This window comes from Tessaracoccus yangjingae, assembly GCF_054483935.1.
In genome coordinates, this window is record NZ_CM137014.1 from 2,804,601 (window position 1) to 2,829,986 (window position 25,386).

Below are 25,386 nucleotides of genomic sequence, written 5' to 3' on the forward strand. Positions count from 1 at the left end.
AGGATCAATCGATTTCGATGTCGGTCTCGCCACCGGTGGTGGCAGCTCCGGGGCTGAAGATGTTGCCCTCGTTCTCCCACTCCCAGCTGTTCTCGAAGGTGGCGTCGACCTCACTGGTGAAGGAGTCCTCGATGTCGACGTCGAGGTTGGTGGTCTCCGACTCGTCGTTGAACGAGTCCTCGATGTCGACTTCCATCTCCCACTCGTTGCTGACCGAGTTGTCCTGGAACGAGTCCTCGATGCGCGTGTCGATCCAGGTGTTGCCGATGGAGATGTCGCCCATCTCGATGTCGAACCGAGTGTCGACCACGGTGAGGTCGTCGCCGGCCGCCATGGAGCCGTCACCGAACGCCACCGTGGCCTCCTGGCCGAACTCCTGGTGCACGTGGCCGCCGCCGTTGCCGGTGTCGATGAGCTGGTTGACCGACTGGTCCAGCTGCAGCGAGCGGTTGTCGATGTCGACGTCCACGTCGCCGGCGCCGCCGCCGTGACCGTAGCTCTTGCCGGCCGCCGCCATGCCGCCGAGACCGCCGAGGTTGAGGTCGCCGAAGCCGGTGTTGTACTGGCGGATGCCGATCGAGGTGGAGTTGTCGTTCAGCGTCTGGGTGTTGAACGAGCTGGTGATGTTGAAGGAGTCGGTGTTGCGGACGGAGTCGTCCTCGTTGAAGGAGTCCTCGATCTCGACGTCAGTGTTGGTCGAGTTGTCGGAGTTGTCGTTGAACGAGTCCTCGATCTCGACCTCGAGGTCGACGTCAAGCTCGTTGGAGTTGTCGTTGAAGGAGTCCTCGGCCTCGTTCTCGACGGAGTTGTCGACGGAGTTGTCCGAGTTGTCGTTGAAGGAATCCTCAGCCTCGTTCTCAACGTCGGTGTTGAACGATTCCTCGTTCTCGACGTCGGTGTTGAAGGAGTCCTCGGCCTCGTTCTCGACGGAGTTGTCGACCGAGTTGTCGTTGCCCGAGTCCTCGACATCGAGGTCGATGTCGGTTTCGATCTCGGTCTCGGTGGAGTTGTCGTTGTGCGAGAGCACGTCGTTGTTCGACATGACGTCGTCGGTGACCGTCTGGATGCCGAGAACGTTGTTGTTGTCGTCTGCCATGGAACTATCCCTTCTCGAGACGGAGCCGGCTCTGGCTCCCTCAATCGCCCGTTTGGCGTTGACACAAGTCTGCGCCCGACAGTGGCCCGTAGCAGCGGGGGTGACCCCGGAAACTCCCCCTCCCGGTATGGGGGTTGGGGAGGGGGGTATCGGGGATTGGTACGGACCTCCCCCGCACCCGGGCCCGAAGATCGCTCGGGGATGGCGTCAGGAGGGCTTCTTCTGGCCCGTCGGCTCGGACGTGGACAGAGCGGCGACAAAGGCCTCCTGGGGCACCTCGACCCGTCCGACCATCTTCATCCGCTTCTTGCCCTCCTTCTGCTTCTCGAGCAGCTTGCGCTTCCGGGAGATGTCGCCGCCGTAGCACTTGGCGAGCACGTCCTTGCGGATGGCGCGGATGGTCTCCCGGGCGATCACGCGTGATCCGATCGCGGCCTGGATGGGCACCTCGAACTGCTGCCTGGGGATGAGCTCCTTCAGCTTCGAGGCCATCAGCAGCCCGTAGGAATAGGCCTTGTCCTTGTGCACGATCGCGGAGAAGGCGTCCACCGGGTCCCCATGGAGCAGGATGTCCACCTTGACGAGGTCGGAGGCCTCCTCGCCGTCGGGCTCGTAGTCGAGTGATGCGTAGCCCTTGGTGCGCGACTTGAGCGCGTCGAAGAAGTCGAAGATGATCTCGCCGAGCGGCAGCGTGTAGCGGATCTCCACCCGGTCCTCGCTGAGATAGTCCAGGCCGCGCTGGATGCCGCGGCGGGTCTGGCAGAGCTCGAGGATCGTGCCGATGTACTCGGCCGGCGCCAGGATGGTGCCGCGCACCACGGGCTCGTAGACCTCGGCGATCTTCCCCTCCGGGTATTCCGAGGGGTTGGTCACGCTGTGCTGCGTGCCGTCCTCCATGACCACCCGGTAGACCACGTTGGGCGCGGTGGAGATGAGATCCAGGTTGAACTCACGCTCGAGCCGCTCCCGGACGATCTCCATGTGCAGGAGCCCCAGGAATCCGATGCGGAATCCGAAGCCGAGTGCGCTGGAGCTCTCCGGCTCGTAGGTAAGCGCCGCGTCGTTGAGCTGCAGCTTCTCCAGAGCCTCCCGCAGCACGTTGAAGTCGTCCCCGTCGATCGGGTACAGGCCCGCGTAGACCATGGGATTCGGGTGCCGGTATCCGCCGAGATCGTGAGTGGCCGGATGCGCGTCGAGGGTTACGGTGTCACCCACCCGCGACTGCCGCACGTCCTTGACTCCCGTGATGAGATAGCCGACCTCTCCCACCCCGAGCGCGTCCGCCTTGACCGGCTCGGGAGAGATCACCCCCACCTCGAGCATGTCGTGGGTGGCCTTGGTGGACATCATGAGGATGCGCTCGCGGTGGCGGAGCGCGCCGTCGACCACCCGGACATAGGTCACCACGCCGCGGTAGGTGTCGTACACCGAGTCGAAGATCAGCGCCCGGGCCGGAGCGTCCGGATCTCCCTGGGGATGCGGGATCTGCTCCACGACGGCGTCGAGCAGTTCGGCGACGCCGGCGCCGGTCTTCCCCGAGACCCGGAGGACGTCGTCGGGGTCGCAGCCGATGATGTGCGCCAGCTCCGCGGCGTACTTCTCGGGATTCGCGCTGGGGAGATCGATCTTGTTGAGCACAGGAATGATGTGCAGGTCGGCCTCAAGCGCGAGGTACAGGTTGGCCAGGGTCTGGGCCTCGATGCCCTGCGCCGCGTCGACCAGGAGCACGGCGCCCTCGCAGGCCTGGAGCGATCTCGACACCTCGTAGGTGAAGTCCACGTGGCCAGGCGTGTCGATCATGTTGAGCACGTGCGTGACACCGTCCTTGGTCCACGGCATCCGCACGGCCTGGGACTTGATGGTGATGCCCCGCTCACGTTCGATGTCCATGCGATCCAGATACTGGGCGCGCATCTGACGCGCGTCGACGACCCCAGTCAGTTGGAGCATCCGGTCTGCCAGGGTGGACTTCCCGTGGTCGATGTGCGCGATGATGCAGAAGTTGCGGATGATCGCCGGGTCGGTCTTGCCGGGGCGCGGAGCGGGCATGCGTCTCCTCGTCGATGAACATGGGACAGGCCATAATCTCATGGATCCGACGGCGGGGCGAACCGTGGCGGGGCCCGACGCCCGGCCGGCGATTTGGCTCCCCCCGAGGGGCTCAGGTAGTCTTGACCGTCGCGTGTCCCACGCATGACCGAAGACCATCATCACCCGTGAAGAGGCTTGCCCAGTGGCGAACATCAAGTCCCAGAAGAAGCGCATCAAGACCAACGAGATCTCGCGCCAGCGCAACAAGGCCGTGAAGTCGGAGCTGCGCACCCACATCCGCAACTTCCGCACCGCTGTCGCTGAGGGTCAGGCCGAGAAGGCCGTCGAACTCTCCAAGGTCGCGAACCGCGCCCTGGATCGCGCCGTCAGCAAGGGCGTCATCCACGCCAACCAGGCGGCGAACCGCAAGTCGGCCATCTCGTTGGCCGCTGCCGCGCTCTGACCCAGACCGCACTTCTTCCGCAGCAGCGCCTTGGCCCTCGGTCGCCAGGGCGCTGTTTCGCGCGTCCGCTCAGTGGCGGCGTAGGGCAAGCACCCCCAGAACCATCCGCTCCAGCGCGTACTCCGCGTTTGTGGCCGCGCCCTTGACCTCCCCGTCGGCAATGGCGACCAGCCTGATGGCCTCCGCGACCCCTGCGACCTGCCAGTTCCGCGAGGTCTTGGCGTAGTCCTTCAGCTTCCACGGCGGGAGACCCAGCCGGCGGGCCAGATCGGCGTCGCTCATCCGCGAGCCCTGAGCCTCGAGGTACTTTCCCATCCCTCGGAAGGCCCCCGCCATGGCGCTGCTCACCAGCACCGGCGCGGCGCCGGTGCCGAGCGCCCAGCGGAGGCGCTCGAGGGCAAGGCTGGTGTTACCGGCGAGCACCGCATCGGCGACAGCGAAGCTCGACACCTCGGCCCGCCCCGCGAAGTAGCGCTTGACGAGGGAGGCGTCGATCTCGCCGGTGTCGGCGTCCGAGGCGAGCTGGCTGACCGCGGCCGCGAGCCCCCGGAGGTCATGCCCGACGGCGGCCACCAACTCCCCTGCGGCGTCCTGACCGATGCGCACGCCCCGGCGACGCGCCTCATCCGCCACGAACTTCGGCAGTTCCCAGGCCTTGAAGGCGGCGACGCTCTCCGTGCGCACCTTGGCCTTCTTGAGCTTGTCGATGAGCCCCTTGCCCTTCATCCCGCCCTGATGGATCAGGATCAGGCACAGCTCCTCGGGCGGGTCTGACGCCACCGCGACAAGCTGGTCCACCACGGACGGCGGGCACGCGCCCACGTCGTCGATGATTGCGATGATGTGGGTGGAGAACAGCGACCCACCCACCACCTCGGACAGCATCGAGGTCTCCAGCTGGTCCGCGGTGATCTCGTTGACGTCCGCCTCGGGGTGCGCGGCGAGTGCACGGGCCCTGGTGTCGGCGACCAGCCTCTGCGCGAGCAGGGCTTCGGGGCCCGTGATGAGCAGGCAACTGCCGAACGCCGATGAAGTCACGAGCCCAAGCATGCCAGTGACCACCGACGGCCCGCGCGTTCAGCCACTCCGCCACGTGCGGACTCTCAGCCGCTCCCCTGCGAGCTCGACCGCGATGGAGCCGTGCTGGTCGGTCCGGACCACCTCCATACCCAGGCGTTGGGCCAGCTGCACGGTGCTCGGCGCGGGGTGCCCGTAGTCGTTGTCGAGGCCGGAGGATGCGACGGCCAGCGCCGCACCCGACGCCGCGAAGAACCGGGGCTCCTGCCGCGAGGAGCCGTGATGGGGCAGCTTGAGCACGTGGGCGTTCAGGGACACGCCGTGGACCTCGGCGGCGCGCAGCGCCACGGACTGTCCGGCCGGCTCCGCGTCGCCCGCCAGCAGCACCCTGAGCCCGCGAACCTCAGCCACCCCCACCACCGAGGCGTCGTTCTCGGGCGAGCCCTCTCCCTCCGCCTCCGGCACACCTCCCCCAGCCGGCTCCCACACCGACGCGGTTCGCCACCGCACCTCGCCCACCGTGAGCTGCTGACCGGGTTCCGCGCGCCGCACCTCCGCCGCCACTGCCCGGGCGGCGTCCAGCAGCCATGGTGGGTGGGTTCCCGCCCGGGTGAGGATCAACTGGGGGCGGTACCGGGCGATGATCTCCGCTGCTCCCCCGGTGTGGTCCGCGTGCCAGTGGGTCAGGATGAGCAGCGGCACGGATGTGACGCCCAGGGAGGTCAGGCACTCCTCCGTGGGAGCAGCCTCAGGCCCCGCGTCAACGAGCACAGCCGCCCCCTGGCCGGCCGCCAGCACCGTCGAGTCGCCCTGCCCGACGTCGCAGAACGCCGCTGCCCAGGGCCCCGGCCACCCCAGCGGTATGGGGCGCACGAGCGTGGCCGCGATGACGACCACCAGCAGGGCCGCCCCACCCAGGGGAGACCTGAGGATCGACGGAAGCACCATCGCAGCGGCGGCCACCGCCACCACCACCACGGCCATCCCACTCGTCGACGCCTCCCAGTCCCACGTCGCCGATGGAAGGGCGGCCCCCGCCTCCGCCAGCCACAGGATGGGCTGCGAGCACCATCCGGCGAGCCAGCCGGGCCCCGCGGCCAGGGCCGGCACCCACCACAGGAGCGCCGCGGCCAGCCCGAGGACTGTCGTGGGGCCGACGAAGGGGCCGGCCAGCGCGTTGGTGAGAACGCCGACCACCGAGACCTGGTCGCTGATCCGCGTCACGAGCGGCTGTGTGGCGAGCTGGGCCGCGAGGGGGACGGCCACGGCCTCGGCAGCCCACCTCGGCATCCACCGCGCCATCGCCCGGACCAGCGGCGGACCGAGCAGCACGATCCCGACGCAGGCGGTGACCGACAGCGCGAAGCCGACTGACCTCGCAAGCCACGGATCCAGCCACGTCAGGGCAAGCACCGCGACGCTGAGCGCCCGGACGCTGCGGTGTCCCGCTGACACCCCCACGGCCGCCAGGGCGACCAGCCCCATGGCCGTCGCCCTCAGCACCGAGGGTTCCTGGCCGCACACCGCGACGAACACGGCGACGCCGACGATCGCCGCGGCACGGACGGACCACCCTCGGAGACCCACCGACCTGGCCACGGTGAGGATCACTCCGAGCATGAGGGTGAGGTTGGCCCCCGAGACCGCCATGAGGTGCGTCAGCCCCGTGGCCTGGAAGCGCCGCTTCATCTCGTCATCGACGCGGGACGTGTCCCCCACCACCAGGGAGGGGACCAACGCGGCCTGGCTCGGTGGCGAGTGGGCGACGGCGGCCCGGAGGCCCTGCCGCATCGCACCCGCACCCGCGTCCACCACCGAGGGCCCGCGCGCCAACTCGCCGAACTGCCGGACGCTGAGCACCGCCGCGACCCCCTCATCCGGCCTGGGCGCGCGGAGCCGGACGCCTGCGACGTACTCGGCGCCGGCGACGGCCTCCCGCATGGCCTCGCCCGTGTCCCCTGTGCCCAGCAGGACGACCGGGACCGCCGCCTCGATCCGCTGACCGCGCGCCTCCACCCAGACCAGTCCGGCCCTGGCCACCACGATGCCCGACGTCACCTGCGGCTCACCCTGGATCCGGACCCTCACTGTGCCCACGGCCCCGGCGGACGCCCACTCCGACACCGTCGAGGTATGGCGTTGCCAGGATTGGACCCCGGCGGTGAGCCCCGTCACCGCGAACACGACCAACACGAGGCAGGTCCACATCCGGCCCAGGCGCGCGGCCACCAACGCGATCAGTCCGAGCCCCACGACGATGGCGATCAGCGGCCCGGCATCGGGACGCCAACCCGAGGTCCCGATCCATGAGGCCGCCCACGCCGCGGCGGCGACCGGGACCATCCGCCAGTCGTGGCCGGCACCCGGGAGAGCCGCTTTCTCGCGGCCGACCTCGGTCATGCCTGGACCCGCACCAACGGCTTGAGCTTCTCGAACGTCTTCGGCCCGATGCCGCTGACCTCCTGGAGCTCCTCGACGGCGGTGAAGCGGCCGTTCTCCTCCCGCCATGCCAGGATGGCGGCGGCCATCACCGGTCCGACGCCGGGAAGCGTCTCCAGCTCTGCGGCGGTGGCGGTGTTGAGATCGAGCGCGCCCCCGCCGGCCCCGTCGCCCGGCGCCGGGGCGGCGCCGTTGAGATCCCCTCGCGGCTCGGCGGTGCTCCCGATGATCACCTGCATGCCATCGCTCACGGGCGCCGCCAGGTTCAGCTGCGCAGGGTCCGCCTCCGGGGCCAGCCCACCGGCCGCCGTGATCGCGTCGAGGACGATGGCCCCTTCAGGCAGGGTCACCACGCCCGGCCGGACAACCTCCCCAGCGACGTGGACCCGCGCCACCGGGGACGGGCTGGGGGTGGGCGTCTCTGCCGCCGGGGAGACGGACACCGACGGCGGCGCGATGGGCACCTCCGTGGCGGAGGATCTGGCCAATGCCGTGACGGCAACCCCGACACCGCACAGGAGGAGCACCCCCACCACCCACAGGTGCTTCACCGTGATGCGCCGTCTGGTCGGTAGCCCGGAGGACTCCGGCGCAGGCGCCTGGGCTCTGACCGGCGCCGGCGGACCAGTCTGCGGATCGACGGCCCTCTGCTCCTCATCGACGACACCGGCAGCGCGCCGCGGCCCACACAGTGCCGGCCGCCCGACACTGACGTATGTCAGGCGGGCGCGGGCCAGCTCTTCGACATCACGCGGCTCCATGCCCCCATTGGTCGCAATCCGCCCGGGTCGTTTCCCAGCCGGGCTCGCGCCTGTGGAGAAGTCAGCGAGGCACGAGGCTGAGCATCTTGGGGAGGCGCGCGATGACCTTGGCGATCTCGCGGCCGTCCAGCGAACGCTGCACCGCGGGATCCGCCAGCGCCGCCGCCAATGCGTCCTCCTCGGTGATCACGGCCGGCACCTCGAGCTTCGCCCGGATCTTGCCCTGGATCTGCACCACCATGGTCACCGTGTCGTCGACCGTCAGGCTGGGATCCGCGGTAGGCCACGAGCTGTTGGCCACCGACGGGCTGTGGCCCAACGCCTCCCACATCTCTTCGGCCACGTAGGGCGCCACCACGCTGAGTGCCTGAGCCACGAACTCCGCCGCCTCGCGCACCGCGGGATCCGCGGGACCAGGGCCGGCATCGATCGCCTTGCGGGTTGCGTTGACGAGCTCCATCGTCCGCGCGACGGCCACGTTGAACCGCCCGGACTCCAGCAGCATGGACACCTCGGCGATGGCCTTGTGCGTGACCTTGCGCAGTGCCTTGTCCCCGGCCGCGCGATCCACTTGGCGGTCACTCGCGACGTCGGCGGCGATGCGGTGGGCCCGCTGCAGGAACTTGAGGCTCGACGCCGGCGACAGGTCGGCCCAGTCGATGTCGTCCTCGGGCGGACCGGCGAAGATCATCGTGAGTCGCACCGCGTCGACGCCGAACTCGTCGATCTGCTTGCCCAGGTCGACGCCGTTGCCCAGGGACTTGCTCATCGCCTTGCCCTCATTGATCACCTGGCCCTGGTTCAACAGCCGCAGCATCGGCTCGTCGAAGTCCACCAGACCCATGTCGCGGAGGACCTTCGAGAAGAACCTCATGTAGAGCAGGTGGAGGATCGCGTGTTCCACCCCACCGACGTACTGGGCGACTGGCATCCAGCGGCGGACCGCCTCCGGGTCGAAGGGACCCTTGTCGTAGCCCGGGGAGCAGTACCGGAAGAAGTACCAGGACGAGTCCACGAAGGTGTCCATGGTGTCGGTGTCGCGGCGGCCGGGGCCGCCACACCGGGGGCATTGCGTCTCGACCCAGTCCGTGGCGGACGCCAGGGGTGAGGTGCCCTTGGGTGCTAGTGCCGCCCCCCGCAGGTCCGGCAGCCTGACCGGGAGTTGGTCGTCGGGGACGGGCACCTCACCGCAGGACTCACAGTGGATCACCGGGATGGGGCACCCCCAGAATCGCTGCCGCGACAGGAGCCAGTCCCGGAGCCGGAACTGGATGGTGCCCGTGCCGAGGCCGTCGGCCTCCAGCTGAGCGATGATCCTGGCCACCCCGGAGGCCTTGTCCCCGAGACCGTTCAGTGCGCCGGAGTTGATGTAGGCGCCGTCGCCGCTGGTGGCCACCCCGGTCTGGGCGGGATCGGTCCCGTCCACGTCGATGACCGTACGCACCGGCAGTCCGTAACGCCGCGCGAAGTCCAGGTCGCGCTGGTCGTGTGCCGGGACCGCCATGATGGCGCCGGTGCCGTAGTCCGCCAGCACGTAATCGGCCGCCCAGATCGGGATCCGCTCACCGTTGACCGGGTTCACGGCGTGACGCCCGAGCCACACCCCGGTCTTCTCCTTCTCGGTGGACTGGCGTTCGATTTCGGTCTCGCGCTTGACCTGCTCCAGATACGCCTCGAAGGTGGGCCGCTGCTCGTCGGTCACGAGCTCGGCCGCAAGGGGCGCGTCAGGGGCCACCACCATGAAGGTGACGCCGAACAGCGTGTCGGGGCGCGTCGTGAAGACGGTGATGGGCTCGTCGCGGCCCTCCGCAACGAAGGCCACGTGGGCACCCTCGGAGCGGCCGATCCAGTTGCGCTGCATGGCGAGCACGTGGTCCGGCCAGCCGCCCTCCAGCTGCTCCATGTCGTCGAGCAGCTGCTGCGCATAGTCGGTGGTCTTGAAGTACCACTGGTTCAGCTTGCGCTTGGTGACCTCGGTCTTGCAGCGCTCGCACCTGCCGTCGACCACCTGCTCGTTGGCGAGCACCGTCTGATCGGTGGGGCACCAGTTGACGAACGAGTCCTTGCGGTACGCCAGCCCCCGCTCGTAGAAGCGGATGAACAGCCACTGCGTCCACTTGTAGTAGTCCTCATCGGAGGTGTGGAGCCGACGCGACCAGTCGAAGCTCAGGCCGTAGCGCTTGAACGAGCGTGCCTGGGTCTCGATGTTGTTGTAGGTCCAGGTGGCCGGGTGCGAATCGGCCTTGATGGCCGCGTTCTCCGCGGGCAGCCCGAACGAATCCCACCCGATCGGGTGCATCACGTCGTATCCCTTGAGGCGCCAGTAGCGCGCGACCACGTCCGCCATGGCGTATGCCTCGGCGTGGCCCATGTGGAGGTCGCCTGAGGGGTACGGGAACATGTCCAGCACGTAGCGCCGCTCCCGGGTACCGTCGTCGGCCGGGCGGAAGGTCTCATCCTCCTCCCAGAAGGCCTGCCACTTCTCCTGGGCCTGAACCTTGTCGTACTGACCCGCCTCTTGGCTCACGACTCTCTCCTGCACTCGGCCATCTGATGCGTCCTGGGGACACGGTGGTTCAATATACCCGCACCGCCTCCGGGGCAGGCATCAGCTCGGCCAGCACTGGTCAACCGCGGTTCTCGGTGGGTCCTCAGGCGAGGAGTGCGTCGACCTCGGCCGCTATGGGCGGCTGCGCGCCCTTGCGCGTGCAGACGATGGCGGCGGACGCCACGCCGCGGGCGAGGGCAGCCTCCACATCTCCGGGATCCTCGGCGTAGGCCGACAGGAATCCGGCCATGAACGTGTCCCCGGCGCCGACGGTGTCCACCACCTCGACGGGGCGGCCCGGCGCGTGCAGACGCCGACCGTCGGGCTTGACGGCCACAACCCCGTCCGCCCCCAACGTGACGATGAACATGGAGAGGCCGTACTCGCCCACCCATCCCTCGGCATAGCCCAGAGGATCCGAGTCGTCGTCGACGAGCCACGCGATGTCCTCGTCGGAGGCCTTCGCGATCCCACCGTTCTTCCCCACCGCCGTGAGCAGATCCTGGATCAGTCCGAAGTACTCGGCCCGGTCCGGCAGCGTCGACGGACGCACATTGAGGTCGAAGCTGACGGCGGCGTCAGTGCGGCGGACGAAGTCCAGGATGTGCCTGGCCCCGGACCCGATCACCGCGCCGATGGAGCCGAAGTGCAGCCAGTCCCCCGACTCCAGCTCTGGCAGTTCCCCCGCCCGCCAGCTGAATGCCGACGTGCCGGTGAAGTGGAAGTGGTAGCTGGCGCGGCCCTCCTCGTCGAGGGAGACCACGGCCAACGACGTGGGGTCCGGCGTGCTGACGGCGAGCGAGAGGTCCACACCCGCCAGCTCCAGGTGGCTGCGCAGCTGGCGCCCCAGGGCGTCCGTGCTGAGCCTGCCCAGGAACCTGGTGTCCTGCCCCTGCTTGGCCAGGGCGGCGGCGGTGTTGAACGGTCCCCCACCCGACCGGGCGATCCACCGGCTCTCGGCCGGGGAGATCATTTCCTCCGGCATCAGATCGATCAGGGCCTCGCCACACACCACAAAACGCATGGCAGAACCCTACGGCACGGGCGCCGCCGGGGAGCGCGGAGGGCTCATTCGTCCCATCGGCGCGGGGGGATGGCGTCGCGGTGCACGCGGGCCAGCAGCCCACCGAGCTCGTGCCCTGGACTGATGCGTGCCAGCTGCTCCAGGCACGAGGTCTGGGCCGCGCCCCGTCCGCTCAGCCACGAGGCGATGCCGAGGAGCGCCAGCACGTTGGCCTCTGACTGGGGCGTGGCGGACTGGCGCGCGGAGACGAGATGCGGCCAGATCCGGTCCGCCGTGTCCATGCTCAGCCTGGCGAGGACCGCCCCCATGCGGTCCTCGTCCTCAAGGAGGACGCTCAGGAGGCATCCCTCCGAGGGGTTCAGCTGCGCCGGGGACTCCGCCAACTGCTCCAGGAGGTCCAGTGCCTGCCCTGCCGGCAGCGCCGCGACCAGCGCCTCCGCCGCCGCGACCTCCCGGCTCGGCGGTGGGCTGTGGAATTCGACCGGGGCCACGGCCTCCCCGCGATCCCCACAGATCCGGATGCCCTCGTACACGGCCTGGGCCTCGAGCGAGCTGGAGGTGCTCTCGATCTCGTGGGCCTCCAGATCTGCGTCGAGCGCCCAGGTGGTGCGCCCGTCGGTGACGAGCGCGTCGATGACACGCGCCTCCCCCACGACCGCGGCGAGCTCCGTGACCGCGAGCCCGGCGAGGTCCGGATCTCCGTAACCGATGATGACGAAGCGGCATCCCTCCACCTGTGAGGAGGCGTTGATGATCTGATCCGCCACGTCGTCGAAGTGGTGGACGAACCAGTCCACCTCAAGGCGGGCGCAGAAGGCGACGGTGGTGCAGCTCAGCCCCATCACCACACATGAGTGGGTGGGATGGAAACCGAGGAGGACGGCGGGCATGGCGAGGAGATCGGCTCGGGTGGTGCCCCGGAGAACGGGTGTGCTGCTCATGGGCGCATGGTCGACAACAGGGAGTGCCTTCTCCCAACCGGAATTCCGGGCTGTGGACAACCCCCTGGGTAGGCTGGCGGGACTATGAGCAACCAGCAGTGGCCACCGGCGGACAACGGGCGAGACAACTCCCCCTGGTCGCATCCGGACCCTGGCTACCGTCCCACGCAGTTCCACGACGTCCAGGGCCGCGATCCCCGCCAACCGTTCGGTCAACCACCGGCGCCACAGCCGGCCCCCGAGAGCCTGCGGCCTCAGCGCAGGCCGGGGGCCCCGCTCTGGATCGTCCTGGCAGCGGTGGCCGTCATCGGCGCCCTGATCCTCGGCATGCAGTTCCTCGGCGGCGATGAGGACGCCTCGCCGAGCGCATCTCCCACCGCCTCGGCGGCGGCCGAGCCGTCACCCACCCGCACGGGCAACTTCATCCCCTTCGAGGGCAACGGCGACGGGATCTTCGAGATCGTGCGGCACGAGTGGACCACGGACGGGCTGCGCCTGCGCATCCGCGTCGAGGTCGAAGAGGGCGAGTACCAGTTCGGGCTGTTCGCCTTCACCAACGAATCCCGCGAGGCATTCGACCCCATGGACCCCCTCCCCTTCACAGTGCGCGCTGGCGTGCCCTACGAGGCCGACGTCATGTTCGCCATGCCGAACGCCGACTCCACGATCGTGCTGGCCACGCCGTCGGGGCGCGTGGCGCTCAACGCCCTGCCGGTGCCCGGCAGCTGACGATGGCTAGTGGTGCAGGTGCACCACGGCGTCCGCCACCGCGACCACCAGCGGGTCGTGGGTGGTCACCAGCGTCGCGAGGCGGCGTTCGACGGTCAGTTCAGCGATCAGTTCCATGACGGAGGCCGCGGTGTCGACGTCAAGCTGCGCCGTCGGCTCGTCGGCGAGGAGGACGGCCGGCTCCGCGGCCAGAGCCCGGGCGATACCGACGCGCTGCTGCTGACCCCCCGACAGCTCACCGGGCCGATGCCCCCCGTGCCGGGACAGCCCCATCCGCTCGAGCAACTCCGCGACCCTGGTCCGCCGGGTCTGCGGATCGGTTCGGGCCAGCCTCAACGGGACCTCGATGTTCTCCGCCGCCGACAGGACCTGGATGAGTCCGAAGTCCTGGAACACCATGCCGATCCTGGTGCGCCGCAGCTCGAGGAGACGTTCCTCCCCTGCGCGCGAGAGGTCCTCGTCGCCGAGCAGAACCTGGCCGGCGTCGGGGCGGTCGAGGCCGCCGAGGACATTGAGGAGCGTGGTCTTCCCTGCGCCCGACCGCCCGGTGACCACCGTGAGGGCCCCGGGTACGACGTCGATGTCCAGCCCGCGCAGCACCTCGACGCGTGTCGCGCCGGATCCGAAGCCGCGATCCAGACCCAGTCCGCGCAGCCGCACACCGCCGCTCACCGCCCGTCCTCCCGTATGGGGGCGGCCGCGGGCCAGACCTCGACGTGCCCCTCCCCTGCCTCGAGGCGGACCCTGTCCCTCAGCCCCAGTGCCTCCACATGCGCCCGGGGAAGCTGGATCCGGCCCGCCCGGTCGATCACCGTGTACTCCTCCGCGGCCTGCGCACGCCCGTCCTCCCCGAACCTGCGGACGACCTCAGTGGAGGTGCGCCCGTCTCGGATCTGGATCGTGCGCTCCACGTGCCCGCTCACCGTCGGGTCATGGGTGACGATCAGCACGGTGGTCCCGGTCTCCAGGGCCACGCTCCGCATCGCCTCGAGCACGGCCGCCGAGTTGTCGTCGTCGAGCTCGCCGGTGGGCTCGTCGGCGAGCAGCACGGCGGGCCCGTTGGCCAGGGCGGTGGCGATCGCCACCCGCTGTTGCTCGCCGCCCGAGAGCTCACGGGGGTGGCGCTCGGCGGACGCGGCCACGCCCAGCACCTTCAGCAGCTCGGCCGCGCGCTGCTCGCGGCCGTCTCTCCCGGTGATCATCATGGGCAGCATCACGTTCTGGGCGGCGGTGAGATACGGGACGAGGTTCTGCGCAGTCTGCTGCCAGACGAACCCGACGCTGTGGCGCCGGAACTCGATCCGTTGACGAGGTCGCATGGCGGTGAGGTCGTGGCCCGCGACCCGCGCACGGCCCCCCGTCGGCCGGTCGAGGCCGGACAGGATGCCCAGCAGGGTCGACTTGCCGGACCCCGACGCGCCCACCAACGCGACGACCTCGCCGGGCTCGACGACGAGGTTGAGCCCCTGAAGCGCCTGTACCTCCGCCCCCTCGGTGGTGAAGATCCGCACGAGGTCCTCGCACCAGATATCGGGGCCGGCATGGTCACGTTGCACTCCTGCCACACCCGTGGGTGTCATGGCACCTCCTGTTGCACTGTGGTCCGCCGGGCGGCGGACCAGACGACGACGGCGAATGCGGCCAGGACGAGGATCATCACGATCCCGAGCGACGCCGGGTCGACCACCAGCGACGCGGAGCCCGCGCCCGTGATGAAGCTGTAGTCCAGGCCGGCCAGGAGTATGCCCGCGACCGCGATCCCCAGGACGACGCCGGCGCCCAGCGCCAGGACGAGCCCCGGCGCTACCTCCCAGGCGACGCTCCGCCGGATCTCGCCGGGTGCGGCGCCCAGTGCCCGAAGAAGGCGCGTCGACCCTCGACGTGCGCCGCCGGCCAACGACTCGGCTCCGACGACGGCCATGGTCATGAGGATCAGGCCCACCGCTCCAGCCATCGCGACGATGCGTGAGAACGCCTGCGACGCGGGGCCGAGTCGCGACCTGAGCTGCTCGTCCACCGTGGTGACCACGGCGGTCCCGAGCTGGTCCCGCAGGTCGGCGGCCACCTGATCGGCCGCGGCGCCGTCGTCGATCGAGACCAGCGCCAGGGTGGAGCTCTCCGGTGCGCCGCCGGCGGCCAACCACCGTCCGGAGTCGACCAGAGCCCATGCCTCGGGGGTGCCGGCGCCGGGGAGGAGGTCCAGCCGGCCGACGATCGTCACCTCGCCCATGCCCCCCAGCGTGGCTGGGCCGCTCTCCCCCGTCGTGGACCCACCGAGGACCACGGGGAGCGGGCCGCCGGCATCGGCCAGTGCCCCGGGGAGCCGCGGTTCGAGGGGCGTGCCGCGGTACGCGTCGGGCACACCCTCATCGACGGACCAGACGGCGACGTGTGTCACCTCACCTCCCCGGGACGTCAACGGCACCGAATCGGCGAGCCTGGTCAGCCGACCCACCGCGGCCACGCCGTCGACGGCGCGCATGCCTGCGACGACGTCGTCGGTCATCCGGGGGCCGGCAGCCCTGATCTGGGCACCGTTGACCGCCCAGGCCGCGTCCCGTGATGTGGCCTCCAGGCTCGTCGTCAGGACACCGCCCACCACCGCCATCGACACGCCCAACAGCACCGCTGCGAGCGGGACCGCGCCGCCCCCGGCCCCCCGCAGCGCCCGGCTGACCCCGAGCGGCCCGGCGAGGCCGCGACCCTCGCGCAGCCGCCCAGCCAGCAACCGCAGCAGGATCGGGTGCACGCGCCACAGGAGCGCGCCCGCGGCGAGCGTGACGAGGGCGGGCGCGGCCGCGGCGAGCGCCTCCAGCCCTCCCGCCGACGGCCGCTCGACCAGCAGGGCGACGGACACGGCGGCGAGGCCCAGGAGCGTCAGCTCCGCAGCCAGGCGCACCCGCCTGGGGCCGGGGCCGCTGCGGGTGCCTGGGCGGGCACCCCACGCGTGCATCGCGGGCATGACCCCGCCGAGGAGGAGCGCAAGGGTCAGGCCGGCCGGCCAGCGGCGCCACCCCCCGTCGGGCAGCGCCACGCCCAGCACGCCCAGTGCGGCCACCCCTCCGAGCAGCCCGAGGACGGCCCCCTCGGCCGCCGTCCACCCGAGGAGTTGCCCGGGTGCGAGGCCGCGGGCCCGCAGCAGCGAGGTGCCCACCGAGCGGCCCTCACGGACGGCGGCCCCCGCGAGCGCGACCAGCAGGGCCGCGAGGATCAGCGGCCCGACGGCGAGCACCAGCGCAAGCGACGTCAGCGTGCGCTGCTCCACCGCCACGGCGTCGAGCATCTCCCCCAGCTCGGAGAAGAACCGCACCGTGACCCGCCCGTCGTCGTCGAGCGGCAGCGTGCGCGAGAGCATCGCCGTCAGCTGCCCGGCCAGGAGTTCGGCGTCCACCTCGCCCTGCGACGGTGCAGGCGCGTTGATCCCGAACCAGAGCAGGTGGTTGATCTGGGGGCGCCGGCCCGAGGCGCCGGCGGACAGCGCTCCGCGATGGAGGAACACGGCCGAGACGAGTTCCGTGCCGAGATTGGGGTCGACGAGCTCCGCGTACCGGATGCCGCGCGGAACCTGCTCCCACCGACGGTCGGTGGGATCGGTCGGCCTGAACGTCCCGGACAGGCGCAGCCCGGGGAGCGGTTGGCTGCCGAGGGCCCAGCCCAGCCGCTCGGCCGCGTCGTGCAGCACGACGATGTCGCTGACGGGCTCGGCCGGGTCCGGTGCGGCCGGCCAGGTCCCCGAGACGAGCTCGGCGTGCTCGGCCAACGTGGCGTCGACCAGGACCGCGAACGTGAGCCGGTGGTAGCCCGAGGACTCCGGGGGCGTGACGACCAGCGGGAACCCCAGCTCGGCGACCAGTTGCGGCGGCCTGAGCACGTCCCGCAGCGGCAGGGGTTGCGCGGTCCTCAGCGCCTCGGCCGCCGCCAGGTACCCGGCGGCCGGATCCGGCGCCGCCTGGTCTCCCTGCGGTGCGCCGCGCCACCTCCCGACAAGGTCGCCCTGCTGGGCGGTGAGGGTGCCGAACGCGCCTGACATCGCCGCCGAGCTCAGGCCGCCCACGGCGGGCGGGACGAGCGCGGCCAGCGCGACGACCACGGCAACGGCGAGCGTGAAGAGGGCCACCGGCAACCGGTCCGCCCGTGCCTGCGCCAGGAGCCAGCGGGGCACGTTCATCGGTGCCCCTCCCAGCCGCCGGCCGCCTGCCGGGCGACGGCGCGGGCGATCACCGCGACGACGGCCCCAACTGACAGCGCGGCCACGGTGACCAACGCGAACCAGCCGCCCGCGTCCACCGTGAGCGGGATCGGCCAACGGGCGTCGGCCCCGACGGCCGAGCGGACCAGCGGCGGCACCACGAGCGCCCCGACGAGGCCTCCTGCGGCGACCCCGAGGAGGCTCGCGGTGAGGGAGACGCCCGCGTGCTCGAGGGCTCGGCTGCGCCCCTGCGCGCGACCGCCGAGGCCGAGCGTCCTGAGGACGGCCGTCTCGCCTCGGCGGGAGTCCAGCTGGGCGACGAAGGTCGCGGCCACCCCGGCCACGGCCAGCGCCACGCCCCCCGCTGCGCCGGTCCAGAACGTCCGGCGGGCGAGGGTCGCGGCCGGGTTGCCGGCCGCCGGGTGCGCGACGGACTCCACACCGGGCAGTTCCGCCAGGCCCGCCGCGACGGCATCCGGATCCCCGGCCGCGACCCAGAGCTCGCGAGGCCAGGGCATGGGGTCGGCGGTGACGGCGAGCGCTGCGGAGACCGCCCTCGAGTCGGCGAGGGCCGCGAGGGGCTGGGTCGTGCCTGGCACGACGTCGACGACCGACGCCACCTCTGCGGGGAGTCGCCGCTGGAACGCGTCGATCTCGAAGCGGTCGCCCGGCCCCAGGCCGGCCTCCTCCGCGGCATCGGACGTCAGCGTGACCGGGACCGGGGGCGGGGCGGACGACTCGACGACACCTGCGGGGTCCCGGCCCGTGAAGGCGACGTGGGGGCCGAGCCTGGTCGCCGCCAGAGCCGACGGCTCACCGGCGAGTCGCCATCCACCCTGCACCGGGGTGAGGAGGGGCGGGACGTCCGGCCGGTTCGTGGTGGCGACGTGGGCGGTGAGTTCGCCGTCGGTGGCGATCTCCGCGATGCCCACCTCCACCGGCGTGCCGGCCAGGAGGTCGCGGTAAGGGCCCGCGACCCCGTCGGGGACGGCGACGTCGGAGGCCCAGTCCCCCGTCGGCCCCAGCGGCACGCCGTCGGCGGCCAGCGTGACGGCCAACTCGAGGGTCGCGGCTGAGGGTCCGTCCGGGACGCGCACGCCCACCCCGTCGACTACGAAGCGTCCACCGCGGGGCAGCTCGACGCGGCCCGAGCCCGAGGCCTGGGCCGGGGGGCCGATGACGACGGAGCCGTCCCACGCCAGGTCCAGGCCGGGGACGGCGAGGTCGACGGCGGGCAGGCGGCGCGACACGCCCGTGAGGAGGTCGCGGACGAGGACCTCCACCCGGACCGTCGCACCGGCGCGGAGCCGGGAGAGAGCCTCGAGGGTCAGCTCGGTGGCGGCGTCGGCCTGATCGAGGATGTACGGGGCGTCCGCCTGCCGACGGCTCAGCTCCGGGACCTGACGGGCCAGTGCCTCCTGCCAGGGATCCAGGCGGATGCCGCCGTCGAGGCTGACGGTGAGCTCACGTGCGCCCGCCGGGATCGGCAACGCCCCCGCGAGCAGTCCCGTGTTCCCAGGTGGCTCTGGGACGGCCACCCCCGCCGGCAGGGACGCGGTCGCGGCGAGGCTGTCGAGCGGCCCGCTCACGAGCGCCACCGGGGAGTCGCCCACGCGTGCGGACCCGTCGGTCCAGACGGGGGCGGACGCGGACGCGCCCGCGACGGCCGCCGCATCGGGTGGGAGGGCGAGACCGGCGGCCGGCGGGGTGGCCAGGGTCGCCCGGACATCGGCGCCGCGCTCCAGCGCGGCGAGGTCGGCGCCCACCCTCAGCGAGGCGCCGCCGAAGAGCCCGGCCATCGTCACGGATCCGATGGCCACGACCATGAGGAGCGCGGGCACGGCGGCCGTGAGGACCGCGCGCGTCAGGTGAGCCACCGCCAGCCATGCCACGACGCCGCGCGTTGCGCGCCGCAGAACGCGCGCAACGGCTCCGGTGAGTGGCCCCAGAACGAGCGGTGCGAGGGCCCCGGCCACGACCAGGAGGGCTGCCGGGGCCAACGCCGCGGCCCGGTCCGGATCCCAGGGGCCCCCTGGGGCGGGTAGGGTGCCCGCGGCGGTGAGCCGCCATGTCGCGAGCGCGGCTGCCGCTGCGAGGACCAGGACCCCGGCAGCGCCACCGAGGGCCGCCGCGGTCCGGCCGCGGTCGGGTGCCGACGAGCGCGCCAACGCCTGCGCACGCCCGGCCACGGCACCGGTGAAGGCGACCACGGCAGTGCCGGCGGCAACGGCTGCGCCCCAGATCGCTTCGGGGACCAGTCCCCAGGACCCGGTCACCACCCCCATCCCGAGCGCCGCTCCCACGCCGCCCAGTGCTGCGCCAACCGCCGCGATCACCGCCGATTCGGCCAGCCCGAGGACCGTGAGCCTCGCGACGGTGGTCCCACGGGCGAGCAGCAGCCGCGTCTCGGCGTCCCGCGATGCAGCGACGACGCGTCCCACCTGCACCAGCGTCAGAAGAGCCAGCAGCCACACGACGCCGAGCGGCACCTGGCCCAGCCGGCGGGCGTCGGCCCAGTCCTCCGCCGCGGCGTCCACGCGCTCCCCCAGCGCGCCCTCCACGGTGACTCCGCGCCCGGTGTCGTCGGCCACCTCCACGAGGGCCTTGGCCCGGGCGGCCCCCGAACTGAGGGCATCGAACTCAGCGGGACCAGCCCCACTGAGGTCCGGGACCAGGGACCAGGTGAGGACCGGCGTGCCGGAAATCGCCTCGACGACCGGGCGCGAGACCAGCAGGGGGCCGCTGACGCCCGAGTGCGTCCCCCTCAGCGCCAGCGGGTCGCCCGCCCACGACGAGGAGCCGGGATCCGCCGGCCGCCAGGTGGCGGTGACGGTGACGGTGACGCCGCGCAGGTCGAGGACGCGGCCGACGCCGATCCCGAGGCGGGCGGCCGCGTCTGCCTGCATCGCCGCCTCGTCCTGGGCGGCCGGCGCCCGCCCGGCGACGATGGTGCCCCGGGCCAGGGCGCTCGGATCGTGGCGGGCCAGGAGCCGCGACCCTCCCAGCGGGACCGGATCGGCGTCGATGACCGTCGAGATCTCGAGGGTTGCCGGGGCGAACCCCGTGGTCAGTGACGACCGGGCACGACGGTCCTGATCGTCGGCGTCGGTTCCCGCGCGGGCACGAATGGTGAGAGTGGCCGGCGGAGACCCCAGCAAGGCGTCCCTGGCAGCCGTCTCGGCGAGGCTGGCCGTCAGCCAGGCGACGGCCCCGACAACGGTGGCCGCGATGAGGACGGTGCCGGCGAGGGCCGCGGACAACGCCGGCCGCGCGACGTTGCGCGCGATGCTCCAGGCCGTCCACTGCACGATCGCACCCTAGGGCATCGCGGTCAGCTCATCGGAGGGGCAGACGAGGGCTCGTTCTGGCTGGCCGCCAGCTTGCGGCGCTCCTCGTGGGCGTCCGGGTGGTCCTTGGACAGCAGCAGGACCCCGTAGACGGCGATCGCGCCGGTCACGGCCATCCCGACGGCTGGCCCCGGGCCCATCCCCGCGCCCTCCCCGAGCACGATCAGGCCGAACAGGACCGCGACGAACGGGTCGACCGTCGTCATCGTGCCCACCGTGATCTCGGCGGGGCCGGACGCGTAGCCCTGCTGAATCATCCAGACGCCCAGGCCGTAGCAGGCGAGCATCATGGCGACGGTGGCGACGACCTGGAATCCGCCGAACGGCTGCCCGTGCTTGAGCACAAGGTCCATCGCCGCCTTCATGAAGCCGGAGGCGAGCCCGTAGAAGGTGGCCCCTACCGACGACCACATCATCGCCTTCGCCCACGGGGCGGCCCGCGTGGCGAAGAAGGACAGGACGGCGCAGATGGCGCAGACCACGAGGAAGGCGATGAACATCGGCGCGAACTCGACCTGCTTCTGGCCCGTGGCGAAGAGCGACGAGAAGACGGTGAACCCGACGACGCCCACGACCGTGATGGCCACCGCGATCCACATCTTGCGGGTGAGCGCGTGCTTGTGGATCCGGGCGGCCAGCAGGACCGACCAGGGCACGGCCAGGATCCCCACGGGCTGGACCACGGCCACGGGCGCGAACGACAGCGCCACGAGATGGATCGCGGCCCCGGCCAGCACGAACAACAGCCCGAGAAGCCACTTGGGAATTCTGAAGAGCTGAAGCAGGCCGGCGAACGTCAGCCTGTTGGACGACGCCACACCGTCCGGATCGAAGGTGGACTTCACGCCCAGGCTCTGCAGCACCGCGCCGCTCGCGAACAGGAAAGAGGACACAACCTGCATCCCGATGGCCAGCCAGATCACGCCGTGAGCCTTTCAGTCGGACAACGTTGGAAGACTACCCTGCGACCGGCCGGATCGGGTACGACCCTGGTCGCCCCTCCTCGATCAGGGTCCGGGGTCAGCCGTAGACGACCACCTTGTCACCGACCTTTGCCGCATCGAACAGCGCCGCCACGGCCCCCTTGTCCCGCACGTTGACGCAGCCGTGCGAGGCACCGTTGTACCCGTTGCGCGCGAAGTCCGCCGAGTAGTGGACGGCCTGCCCCCCGCTGAAGAACAACGCATAGGGCATCGGGGTGTCGTAGAGGCTGGAGACGTGGTTCTTCGACTTCCAGTACACGGAGAACACGCCGTTGCGGGTGGGCGTGAGCTCGGAGCCGAAGCGGACCGACATCGTGTCGATGATCCTCCCGTCGATCACCCAGGCCAGGCGTCGCTGGGCCTTGGAGATGCAGATCACGCGCCCCGTCATGCAACGATCGTCCAGCGTCATCGTCGTGGTCTGCGCGCGCACCACGTTGTTCAGCTCGTCCGCGGTGGGCTTGCGCGTCATGCCGTAGAGCCGGTCCTTGGTGCGTTGGTCGACCTCACCGGTGACCGGGATCTGACGCTTGGCCTGAAAACCCTTGACGGCCTCCACCGTCACCGGCCCGTAGACGCCGTCGATCTTGGGCGAGTACCAGCCGATCTGCTTGAGCCGTGCCTGGATGTCCTTGACGCCGTCGCCCGTGCTCCCCTCCGCGAACAGAGCCGGGCCCGGCCTCAGGATGTTGTGCATCTCGTCCTGGGTGGGCTGGCGTGTCATGGAGTGCAGCCTGTCCAGCGTGGCCTGGTCCACCTCGCCGGTGACCGGGATGCCACGCTTCGCCTGGAATCCCTCGATCGCGAGCACGGTCTCCTCGCCGTAGACGCCGGTGATCTTCCCGGAGAACCACTCCAGCTGCAGGAGCCGGTGCTGGAGGTCCCGGACGGGGTCACCCTCATCGCCGGCCTTGAGGAGGGCAGGCGGCGCGGGCGGGGCGGGCGGCGCGGTCTCCTGGGTGGGAGGCTCGGTGATCGACGGCAAAGGCGTGGGCGTGGACGGGGCAGGAGTGGACGGGGCGGGAGTGGAGGGGCTGGGCGCCGCCTCCGGCACCGGCGCCGCGGTCGTGGGCACCGCCTGCGGTGTGGCCCGCGGGACGACCGCCGCTGGTGCGCAGGCGACCAGCAGCAGCGAGGCAGACGCGAACATCGCCAGGGAGAACGCCGCGAAGCGCCGCCGGGGCGCCGGCAATGGGCGCGCACCGTCGGCGCGGGGCACCAGCTTGATACCAGGCATTCTCAACACCGATGACCTCTCAGGGGGAAGAGCAGATCCGTCCGTGCCAGCATAGGCGCCGGGAAGGCCGACGACGCTGACGCGCTCGGGGTGGCGCGGGCCCATGTCGGTTCCTTTCCAGGGGGGATTCTCACCTCAGGTACGCATGGCCTGTCCCGGCGGTTGCACCACCATCCTCACGCGCGCATCCTCACGCGCGCCCGTTCAGCGCGCCACGCCTGGCACGCCAGTCCGGGAGGAGCGCGTCCATCCAGGCGATGAACCCGGGGCCGTGGCCGCGCTCGTGCAGGTGGACCAACTCGTGGACGAGCACGTACTCAAGCGCAGAGGGGGGATGCTCGGCGAGGGCGACGTTGAGCGTGATGGCGCCCGTCCTTGTGTTGCAGGTACCCCAGCGCGTGGTCATCCGCCTGAGACGGATCAGCGACGCCTGCCTCCCGACCCTGGCCTCCCATTCGTCGCGGAGCGCGGGCAGTGCCATCTCCAGTTCCCGCCGGTACAGCCCCTCCAGCCCACGGAGCCGCTCCTCCTCGTCACGACCTGAGAGCACGACGCCGGCCGCGGAGAACCCCGCCGACGGCCGGTCTCCCGCCCCCTTGATGACGTCGTGCCAGGCGCCCCAGACCCGGGCACGTCCGTCGTCGAGAGCCTGGGGCCGTGGTTCGATGCGTCGTACCTTGGCCTGCGCGGCGGCGATCCACTCACGGTGCCCCTCGACGAAGGTCCGCACGGCGTGCTCAGATACCCCGAAGGGCACGGAGACTGCCACCCTCCCGTCAGGCGGAACCACCCTCAGGCGCAGGTTCCTGATGGCCTTGTAGGTGACCTCCGCGTCGACCCCGGCCACCCGGAGGAGGGACGTTGAGGCGGAGCGTCGTGGCATGGCGCCATGATAGGAAGCCGGTCCGACAGAATCGGAACGGGCGCGTGGTCATCACCTGTTCATCTGCTGTTCCACCTGGGTGCGCTGCGCCGGCCCCGGGGGCGGCGTAAACAACCCCGATTGCGCATCCAGGGCCCCGAAGTAGCACACTGGGCCATGTGCCACCCGAGTTAGTCGTGCTTGTGCTCGTCATCGTGACCGCTCTGGTCTTCGATTTCACCAACGGTTTCCATGACACCGGGAACGCGATGGCCACGTCCATCGCCACCGGCGCGCTGAGGCCCAAGACCGCCGTCGCGCTGTCGGCCGTCCTGAACCTGATCGGCGCCTTCCTCTCGGTGGAGGTGGCGCTGACGGTCACCAATGCGGTGGTCAACATCCAGGACAAGTCCGGCGCCCCCAAGCCTGAGCTGATCGCCGACGGCGGGCTCGCGCTCCTCCTGATCATCCTGTCCGGCCTTGTCGGCGCCATCGTGTGGAACCTGCTGACCTGGCTGTTCAGCCTCCCCTCGAGCTCGTCGCACGCCCTCTTCGGTGGCCTGGTGGGCGCCACCATGGCCGGGCTCGGCGTCGACGGCGTGAAGTGGGTCGGAGACGGCACCAAGCTCGACGGCGTCATCGGTAAGGTCGTGCTGCCGGCGCTGATGTCGCCGGTGATCGCGATCGCGGTGGCCGCCGTCGGCACCTGGCTGGTGTTCGCCATCACGCGCGGCGTGGCAGCGAAGTACCGCGAATCGGGCTTCCGGTGGGGGCAGATCGGCTCCGCCTCCCTCGTCTCGCTGGCCCACGGGACCAACGACGCGCAGAAGACCATGGGCGTCATCACCCTCGCCCTGATCGCGACGGGGTCATGGACGGACCTGCAGTCGGTCCCCTTCTGGGTGAAGCTGGCGTGCGCTCTCGCGATCGCGCTCGGCACGTACCTCGGCGGATGGCGGATCATCCGGACCCTCGGAAAGGGCCTGGTCGAGATCTCCTCGCCCCAGGGAATGGCCGCGGAGTCCTCCTCGGCGGCGGTCATCCTGGTCTCCAGCCACCTGGGCTTCGCGCTGTCCACCACGCACGTCGCGACCGGCTCCATCCTCGGCACCGGGCTCGGCAAGAAGGATTCCACCGTCAACTGGCGCATCGCCGGACGGATGGGCATGGCCTGGTTGATCACGCTGCCGTCGGCGGGCCTCGTGGGTGCCGCCATGTGGCTGGTCGGGCACACGATCGGAGGGCTGGGCGGAGCGCTCGTCGTCTTCGCCATCCTCGTCGCCGCGTCGGCGTGGATGTACCGCCACTCCCGCAAGACGCTGGTGGACCATCGCAACGTCAACGACGAATGGGTGGAGCAGGTGACCGACAGGGTGGTGCCGAACCACAATCACGATGCGGCGCGAGAGGAGACCCGGGCATGAACACCCTGTGGCTGGCGCTCGGGGGCGCCTGGAACGTGTTGTGGCTGGGGATGCTCCTCGGCGCCGGCCTTCCGGCCATCTTCGCCCTGGGTATCCGGGCGCTGTCGTACGGCGTGGGCGGCGACGCGGATGCCACGGATCACGAGCCGCACCCGGTGGCCAGGATCGCGGCGTACCTGTGCTTCGCCCTGGTGCTGGTGGCCATCGCCGCCGGCATCGGCGTGATCGTCGCCCATGGCCTCGGCATGAAGCTCGAGTTCAACGGCCTTCTACCGGTGTTCCTGCCCAAGTAGGC

The 25,386-nt window shown here is 71.0% G+C and carries 19 protein-coding genes; 4 read left to right on the plus strand and 15 right to left on the minus strand.

Features of this window, described 5'->3' with window-relative positions; translation table 11 throughout:
- Nucleotides 1-4: 4 nt before the first annotated feature.
- Both ACX1D3_RS12670 and lepA read right to left on the minus strand, forming a co-directional pair.
- Nucleotides 5-1,096 (minus strand): hypothetical protein, encoded by a 1,092-nt coding sequence (locus ACX1D3_RS12670; protein ID WP_458994187.1) that lies wholly within the window; start codon nucleotides 1,094-1,096, stop codon nucleotides 5-7.
- 207 nt (nucleotides 1,097-1,303) lie between these two features.
- Nucleotides 1,304-3,187 (minus strand): translation elongation factor 4, encoded by a 1,884-nt coding sequence (gene lepA / locus ACX1D3_RS12675; protein WP_458994188.1) that lies wholly within the window; start codon nucleotides 3,185-3,187, stop codon nucleotides 1,304-1,306.
- 142 nt (nucleotides 3,188-3,329) lie between these two features.
- On the opposite strand from lepA, the gene rpsT reads away from it, so the two are divergent.
- The gene (rpsT, locus tag ACX1D3_RS12680) at nucleotides 3,330-3,590 is read left to right on the plus strand and encodes a 30S ribosomal protein S20 (protein ID WP_458994189.1); all 261 of its coding nucleotides are present in this window, start codon (nucleotides 3,330-3,332) and stop codon (nucleotides 3,588-3,590) included.
- Nucleotides 3,591-3,659: 69 nt separating this feature from the next.
- Here the strand turns inward: rpsT and holA are convergent, their stop codons facing one another.
- From holA to ACX1D3_RS12710, 6 genes are all read right to left on the minus strand, one after another.
- Nucleotides 3,660-4,628, minus strand: a complete 969-nt coding sequence (gene holA / locus ACX1D3_RS12685) for a DNA polymerase III subunit delta (protein WP_458994190.1) — start codon at nucleotides 4,626-4,628, stop codon at nucleotides 3,660-3,662.
- 39 nt (nucleotides 4,629-4,667) lie between these two features.
- Nucleotides 4,668-7,007 carry a ComEC/Rec2 family competence protein gene (locus tag ACX1D3_RS12690; protein WP_458994191.1) on the minus strand — a complete coding sequence of 780 codons (2,340 nt, stop codon included), beginning with the start codon at nucleotides 7,005-7,007 and terminating at the stop codon, nucleotides 4,668-4,670.
- Nucleotides 7,004-7,597: a ComEA family DNA-binding protein gene (locus tag ACX1D3_RS12695; RefSeq protein WP_458994192.1), complete on the minus strand. Its 594-nt coding sequence runs from the start codon at nucleotides 7,595-7,597 to the stop codon at nucleotides 7,004-7,006. The genes ACX1D3_RS12690 and ACX1D3_RS12695 overlap by 4 nt, the downstream gene beginning before the upstream one ends.
- Before the next feature lie 271 nt (nucleotides 7,598-7,868).
- Complete coding sequence (gene leuS / locus ACX1D3_RS12700) at nucleotides 7,869-10,334, minus strand: leucine--tRNA ligase (protein WP_458994193.1); 2,466 nt, start codon at nucleotides 10,332-10,334, stop codon at nucleotides 7,869-7,871.
- 124 nt (nucleotides 10,335-10,458) lie between these two features.
- A complete protein-coding gene (locus tag ACX1D3_RS12705) occupies nucleotides 10,459-11,379 on the minus strand; it encodes a carbohydrate kinase family protein (RefSeq protein WP_458994194.1) in 921 nt (306 codons plus the stop codon).
- Between the two features lie 44 nt (nucleotides 11,380-11,423).
- Nucleotides 11,424-12,320 (minus strand): DUF4192 family protein, encoded by an 897-nt coding sequence (locus ACX1D3_RS12710; RefSeq protein ID WP_458994195.1) that lies wholly within the window; start codon nucleotides 12,318-12,320, stop codon nucleotides 11,424-11,426.
- A gap of 84 nt (nucleotides 12,321-12,404) precedes the next feature.
- Here ACX1D3_RS12710 and ACX1D3_RS12715 point away from each other — a divergent pair, with 84 nt between their 5' ends.
- Nucleotides 12,405-13,049: a hypothetical protein gene (locus ACX1D3_RS12715; RefSeq protein ID WP_458994196.1), complete on the plus strand. Its 645-nt coding sequence runs from the start codon at nucleotides 12,405-12,407 to the stop codon at nucleotides 13,047-13,049.
- A gap of 6 nt (nucleotides 13,050-13,055) precedes the next feature.
- On the opposite strand, the gene ACX1D3_RS12720 is transcribed toward ACX1D3_RS12715, so the two are convergent.
- The 7 genes from ACX1D3_RS12720 to ACX1D3_RS12750 all read right to left on the minus strand — a co-directional run bounded on the left by ACX1D3_RS12720 (nucleotide 13,056) and on the right by ACX1D3_RS12750 (nucleotide 23,688).
- On the minus strand, nucleotides 13,056-13,721 hold the full coding sequence (locus ACX1D3_RS12720) for an ABC transporter ATP-binding protein (protein ID WP_458994197.1): 666 nt from the start codon (nucleotides 13,719-13,721) through the stop codon (nucleotides 13,056-13,058).
- Nucleotides 13,718-14,629 carry an ABC transporter ATP-binding protein gene (locus ACX1D3_RS12725; protein WP_458994198.1) on the minus strand — a complete coding sequence of 304 codons (912 nt, stop codon included), beginning with the start codon at nucleotides 14,627-14,629 and terminating at the stop codon, nucleotides 13,718-13,720. Before ACX1D3_RS12725 ends, ACX1D3_RS12720 begins: the two co-directional genes overlap by 4 nt.
- Nucleotides 14,626-17,217, minus strand: coding sequence for an ABC transporter permease (locus ACX1D3_RS12730; RefSeq protein WP_458994199.1), 2,592 nt, complete (start codon nucleotides 17,215-17,217; stop codon nucleotides 14,626-14,628). Before ACX1D3_RS12730 ends, ACX1D3_RS12725 begins: the two co-directional genes overlap by 4 nt.
- On the minus strand, nucleotides 17,214-20,546 hold the full coding sequence (locus ACX1D3_RS12735; RefSeq protein WP_458994200.1) for an FtsX-like permease family protein: 3,333 nt from the start codon (nucleotides 20,544-20,546) through the stop codon (nucleotides 17,214-17,216). The genes ACX1D3_RS12730 and ACX1D3_RS12735 overlap by 4 nt, the downstream gene beginning before the upstream one ends.
- A gap of 23 nt (nucleotides 20,547-20,569) precedes the next feature.
- Entirely contained in the window at nucleotides 20,570-21,508 is a 939-nt protein-coding gene (locus ACX1D3_RS12740) for a DMT family transporter (RefSeq protein WP_458994201.1), read from the minus strand.
- Between the two features lie 97 nt (nucleotides 21,509-21,605).
- A complete protein-coding gene (locus ACX1D3_RS12745; RefSeq protein WP_458994202.1) occupies nucleotides 21,606-22,805 on the minus strand; it encodes a L,D-transpeptidase family protein in 1,200 nt (399 codons plus the stop codon).
- A gap of 190 nt (nucleotides 22,806-22,995) precedes the next feature.
- Nucleotides 22,996-23,688: a M48 family metallopeptidase gene (locus ACX1D3_RS12750; protein WP_458994203.1), complete on the minus strand. Its 693-nt coding sequence runs from the start codon at nucleotides 23,686-23,688 to the stop codon at nucleotides 22,996-22,998.
- A gap of 158 nt (nucleotides 23,689-23,846) precedes the next feature.
- Between ACX1D3_RS12750 and ACX1D3_RS12755 the strand changes: the two genes are divergently transcribed.
- Nucleotides 23,847-25,091 (plus strand): inorganic phosphate transporter, encoded by a 1,245-nt coding sequence (locus tag ACX1D3_RS12755; protein ID WP_458994204.1) that lies wholly within the window; start codon nucleotides 23,847-23,849, stop codon nucleotides 25,089-25,091.
- The gene (locus ACX1D3_RS12760; RefSeq protein WP_458994205.1) at nucleotides 25,088-25,384 is read left to right on the plus strand and encodes a hypothetical protein; all 297 of its coding nucleotides are present in this window, start codon (nucleotides 25,088-25,090) and stop codon (nucleotides 25,382-25,384) included. The genes ACX1D3_RS12755 and ACX1D3_RS12760 overlap by 4 nt, the downstream gene beginning before the upstream one ends.
- Nucleotides 25,385-25,386 lie beyond the last annotated feature (2 nt).

What these genes read in the sequence shown, in the direction of transcription:
- ACX1D3_RS12745 (WP_458994202.1), bottom strand. Translation starts at nt 22,805, where the DNA reads ATGCCTGGTATCAAGCTGGTGCCCCGCGCCGACGGTGCGCGCCCATTG.
- ACX1D3_RS12715 (WP_458994196.1), top strand. Translation starts at nt 12,405, where the DNA reads ATGAGCAACCAGCAGTGGCCACCGGCGGACAACGGGCGAGACAACTCC.
- lepA (WP_458994188.1), bottom strand. Translation starts at nt 3,187, where the DNA reads ATGAGATTATGGCCTGTCCCATGTTCATCGACGAGGAGACGCATGCCC.
- ACX1D3_RS12670 (WP_458994187.1), bottom strand. Translation starts at nt 1,096, where the DNA reads ATGGCAGACGACAACAACAACGTTCTCGGCATCCAGACGGTCACCGAC.
- ACX1D3_RS12760 (WP_458994205.1), top strand. Translation starts at nt 25,088, where the DNA reads ATGAACACCCTGTGGCTGGCGCTCGGGGGCGCCTGGAACGTGTTGTGG.
- ACX1D3_RS12725 (WP_458994198.1), bottom strand. Translation starts at nt 14,629, where the DNA reads ATGACACCCACGGGTGTGGCAGGAGTGCAACGTGACCATGCCGGCCCC.
- ACX1D3_RS12690 (WP_458994191.1), bottom strand. Translation starts at nt 7,007, where the DNA reads ATGACCGAGGTCGGCCGCGAGAAAGCGGCTCTCCCGGGTGCCGGCCAC.
- ACX1D3_RS12730 (WP_458994199.1), bottom strand. Translation starts at nt 17,217, where the DNA reads ATGAACGTGCCCCGCTGGCTCCTGGCGCAGGCACGGGCGGACCGGTTG.
- ACX1D3_RS12705 (WP_458994194.1), bottom strand. Translation starts at nt 11,379, where the DNA reads ATGCGTTTTGTGGTGTGTGGCGAGGCCCTGATCGATCTGATGCCGGAG.
- ACX1D3_RS12750 (WP_458994203.1), bottom strand. Translation starts at nt 23,688, where the DNA reads ATGCCACGACGCTCCGCCTCAACGTCCCTCCTCCGGGTGGCCGGGGTC.
- ACX1D3_RS12710 (WP_458994195.1), bottom strand. Translation starts at nt 12,320, where the DNA reads ATGAGCAGCACACCCGTTCTCCGGGGCACCACCCGAGCCGATCTCCTC.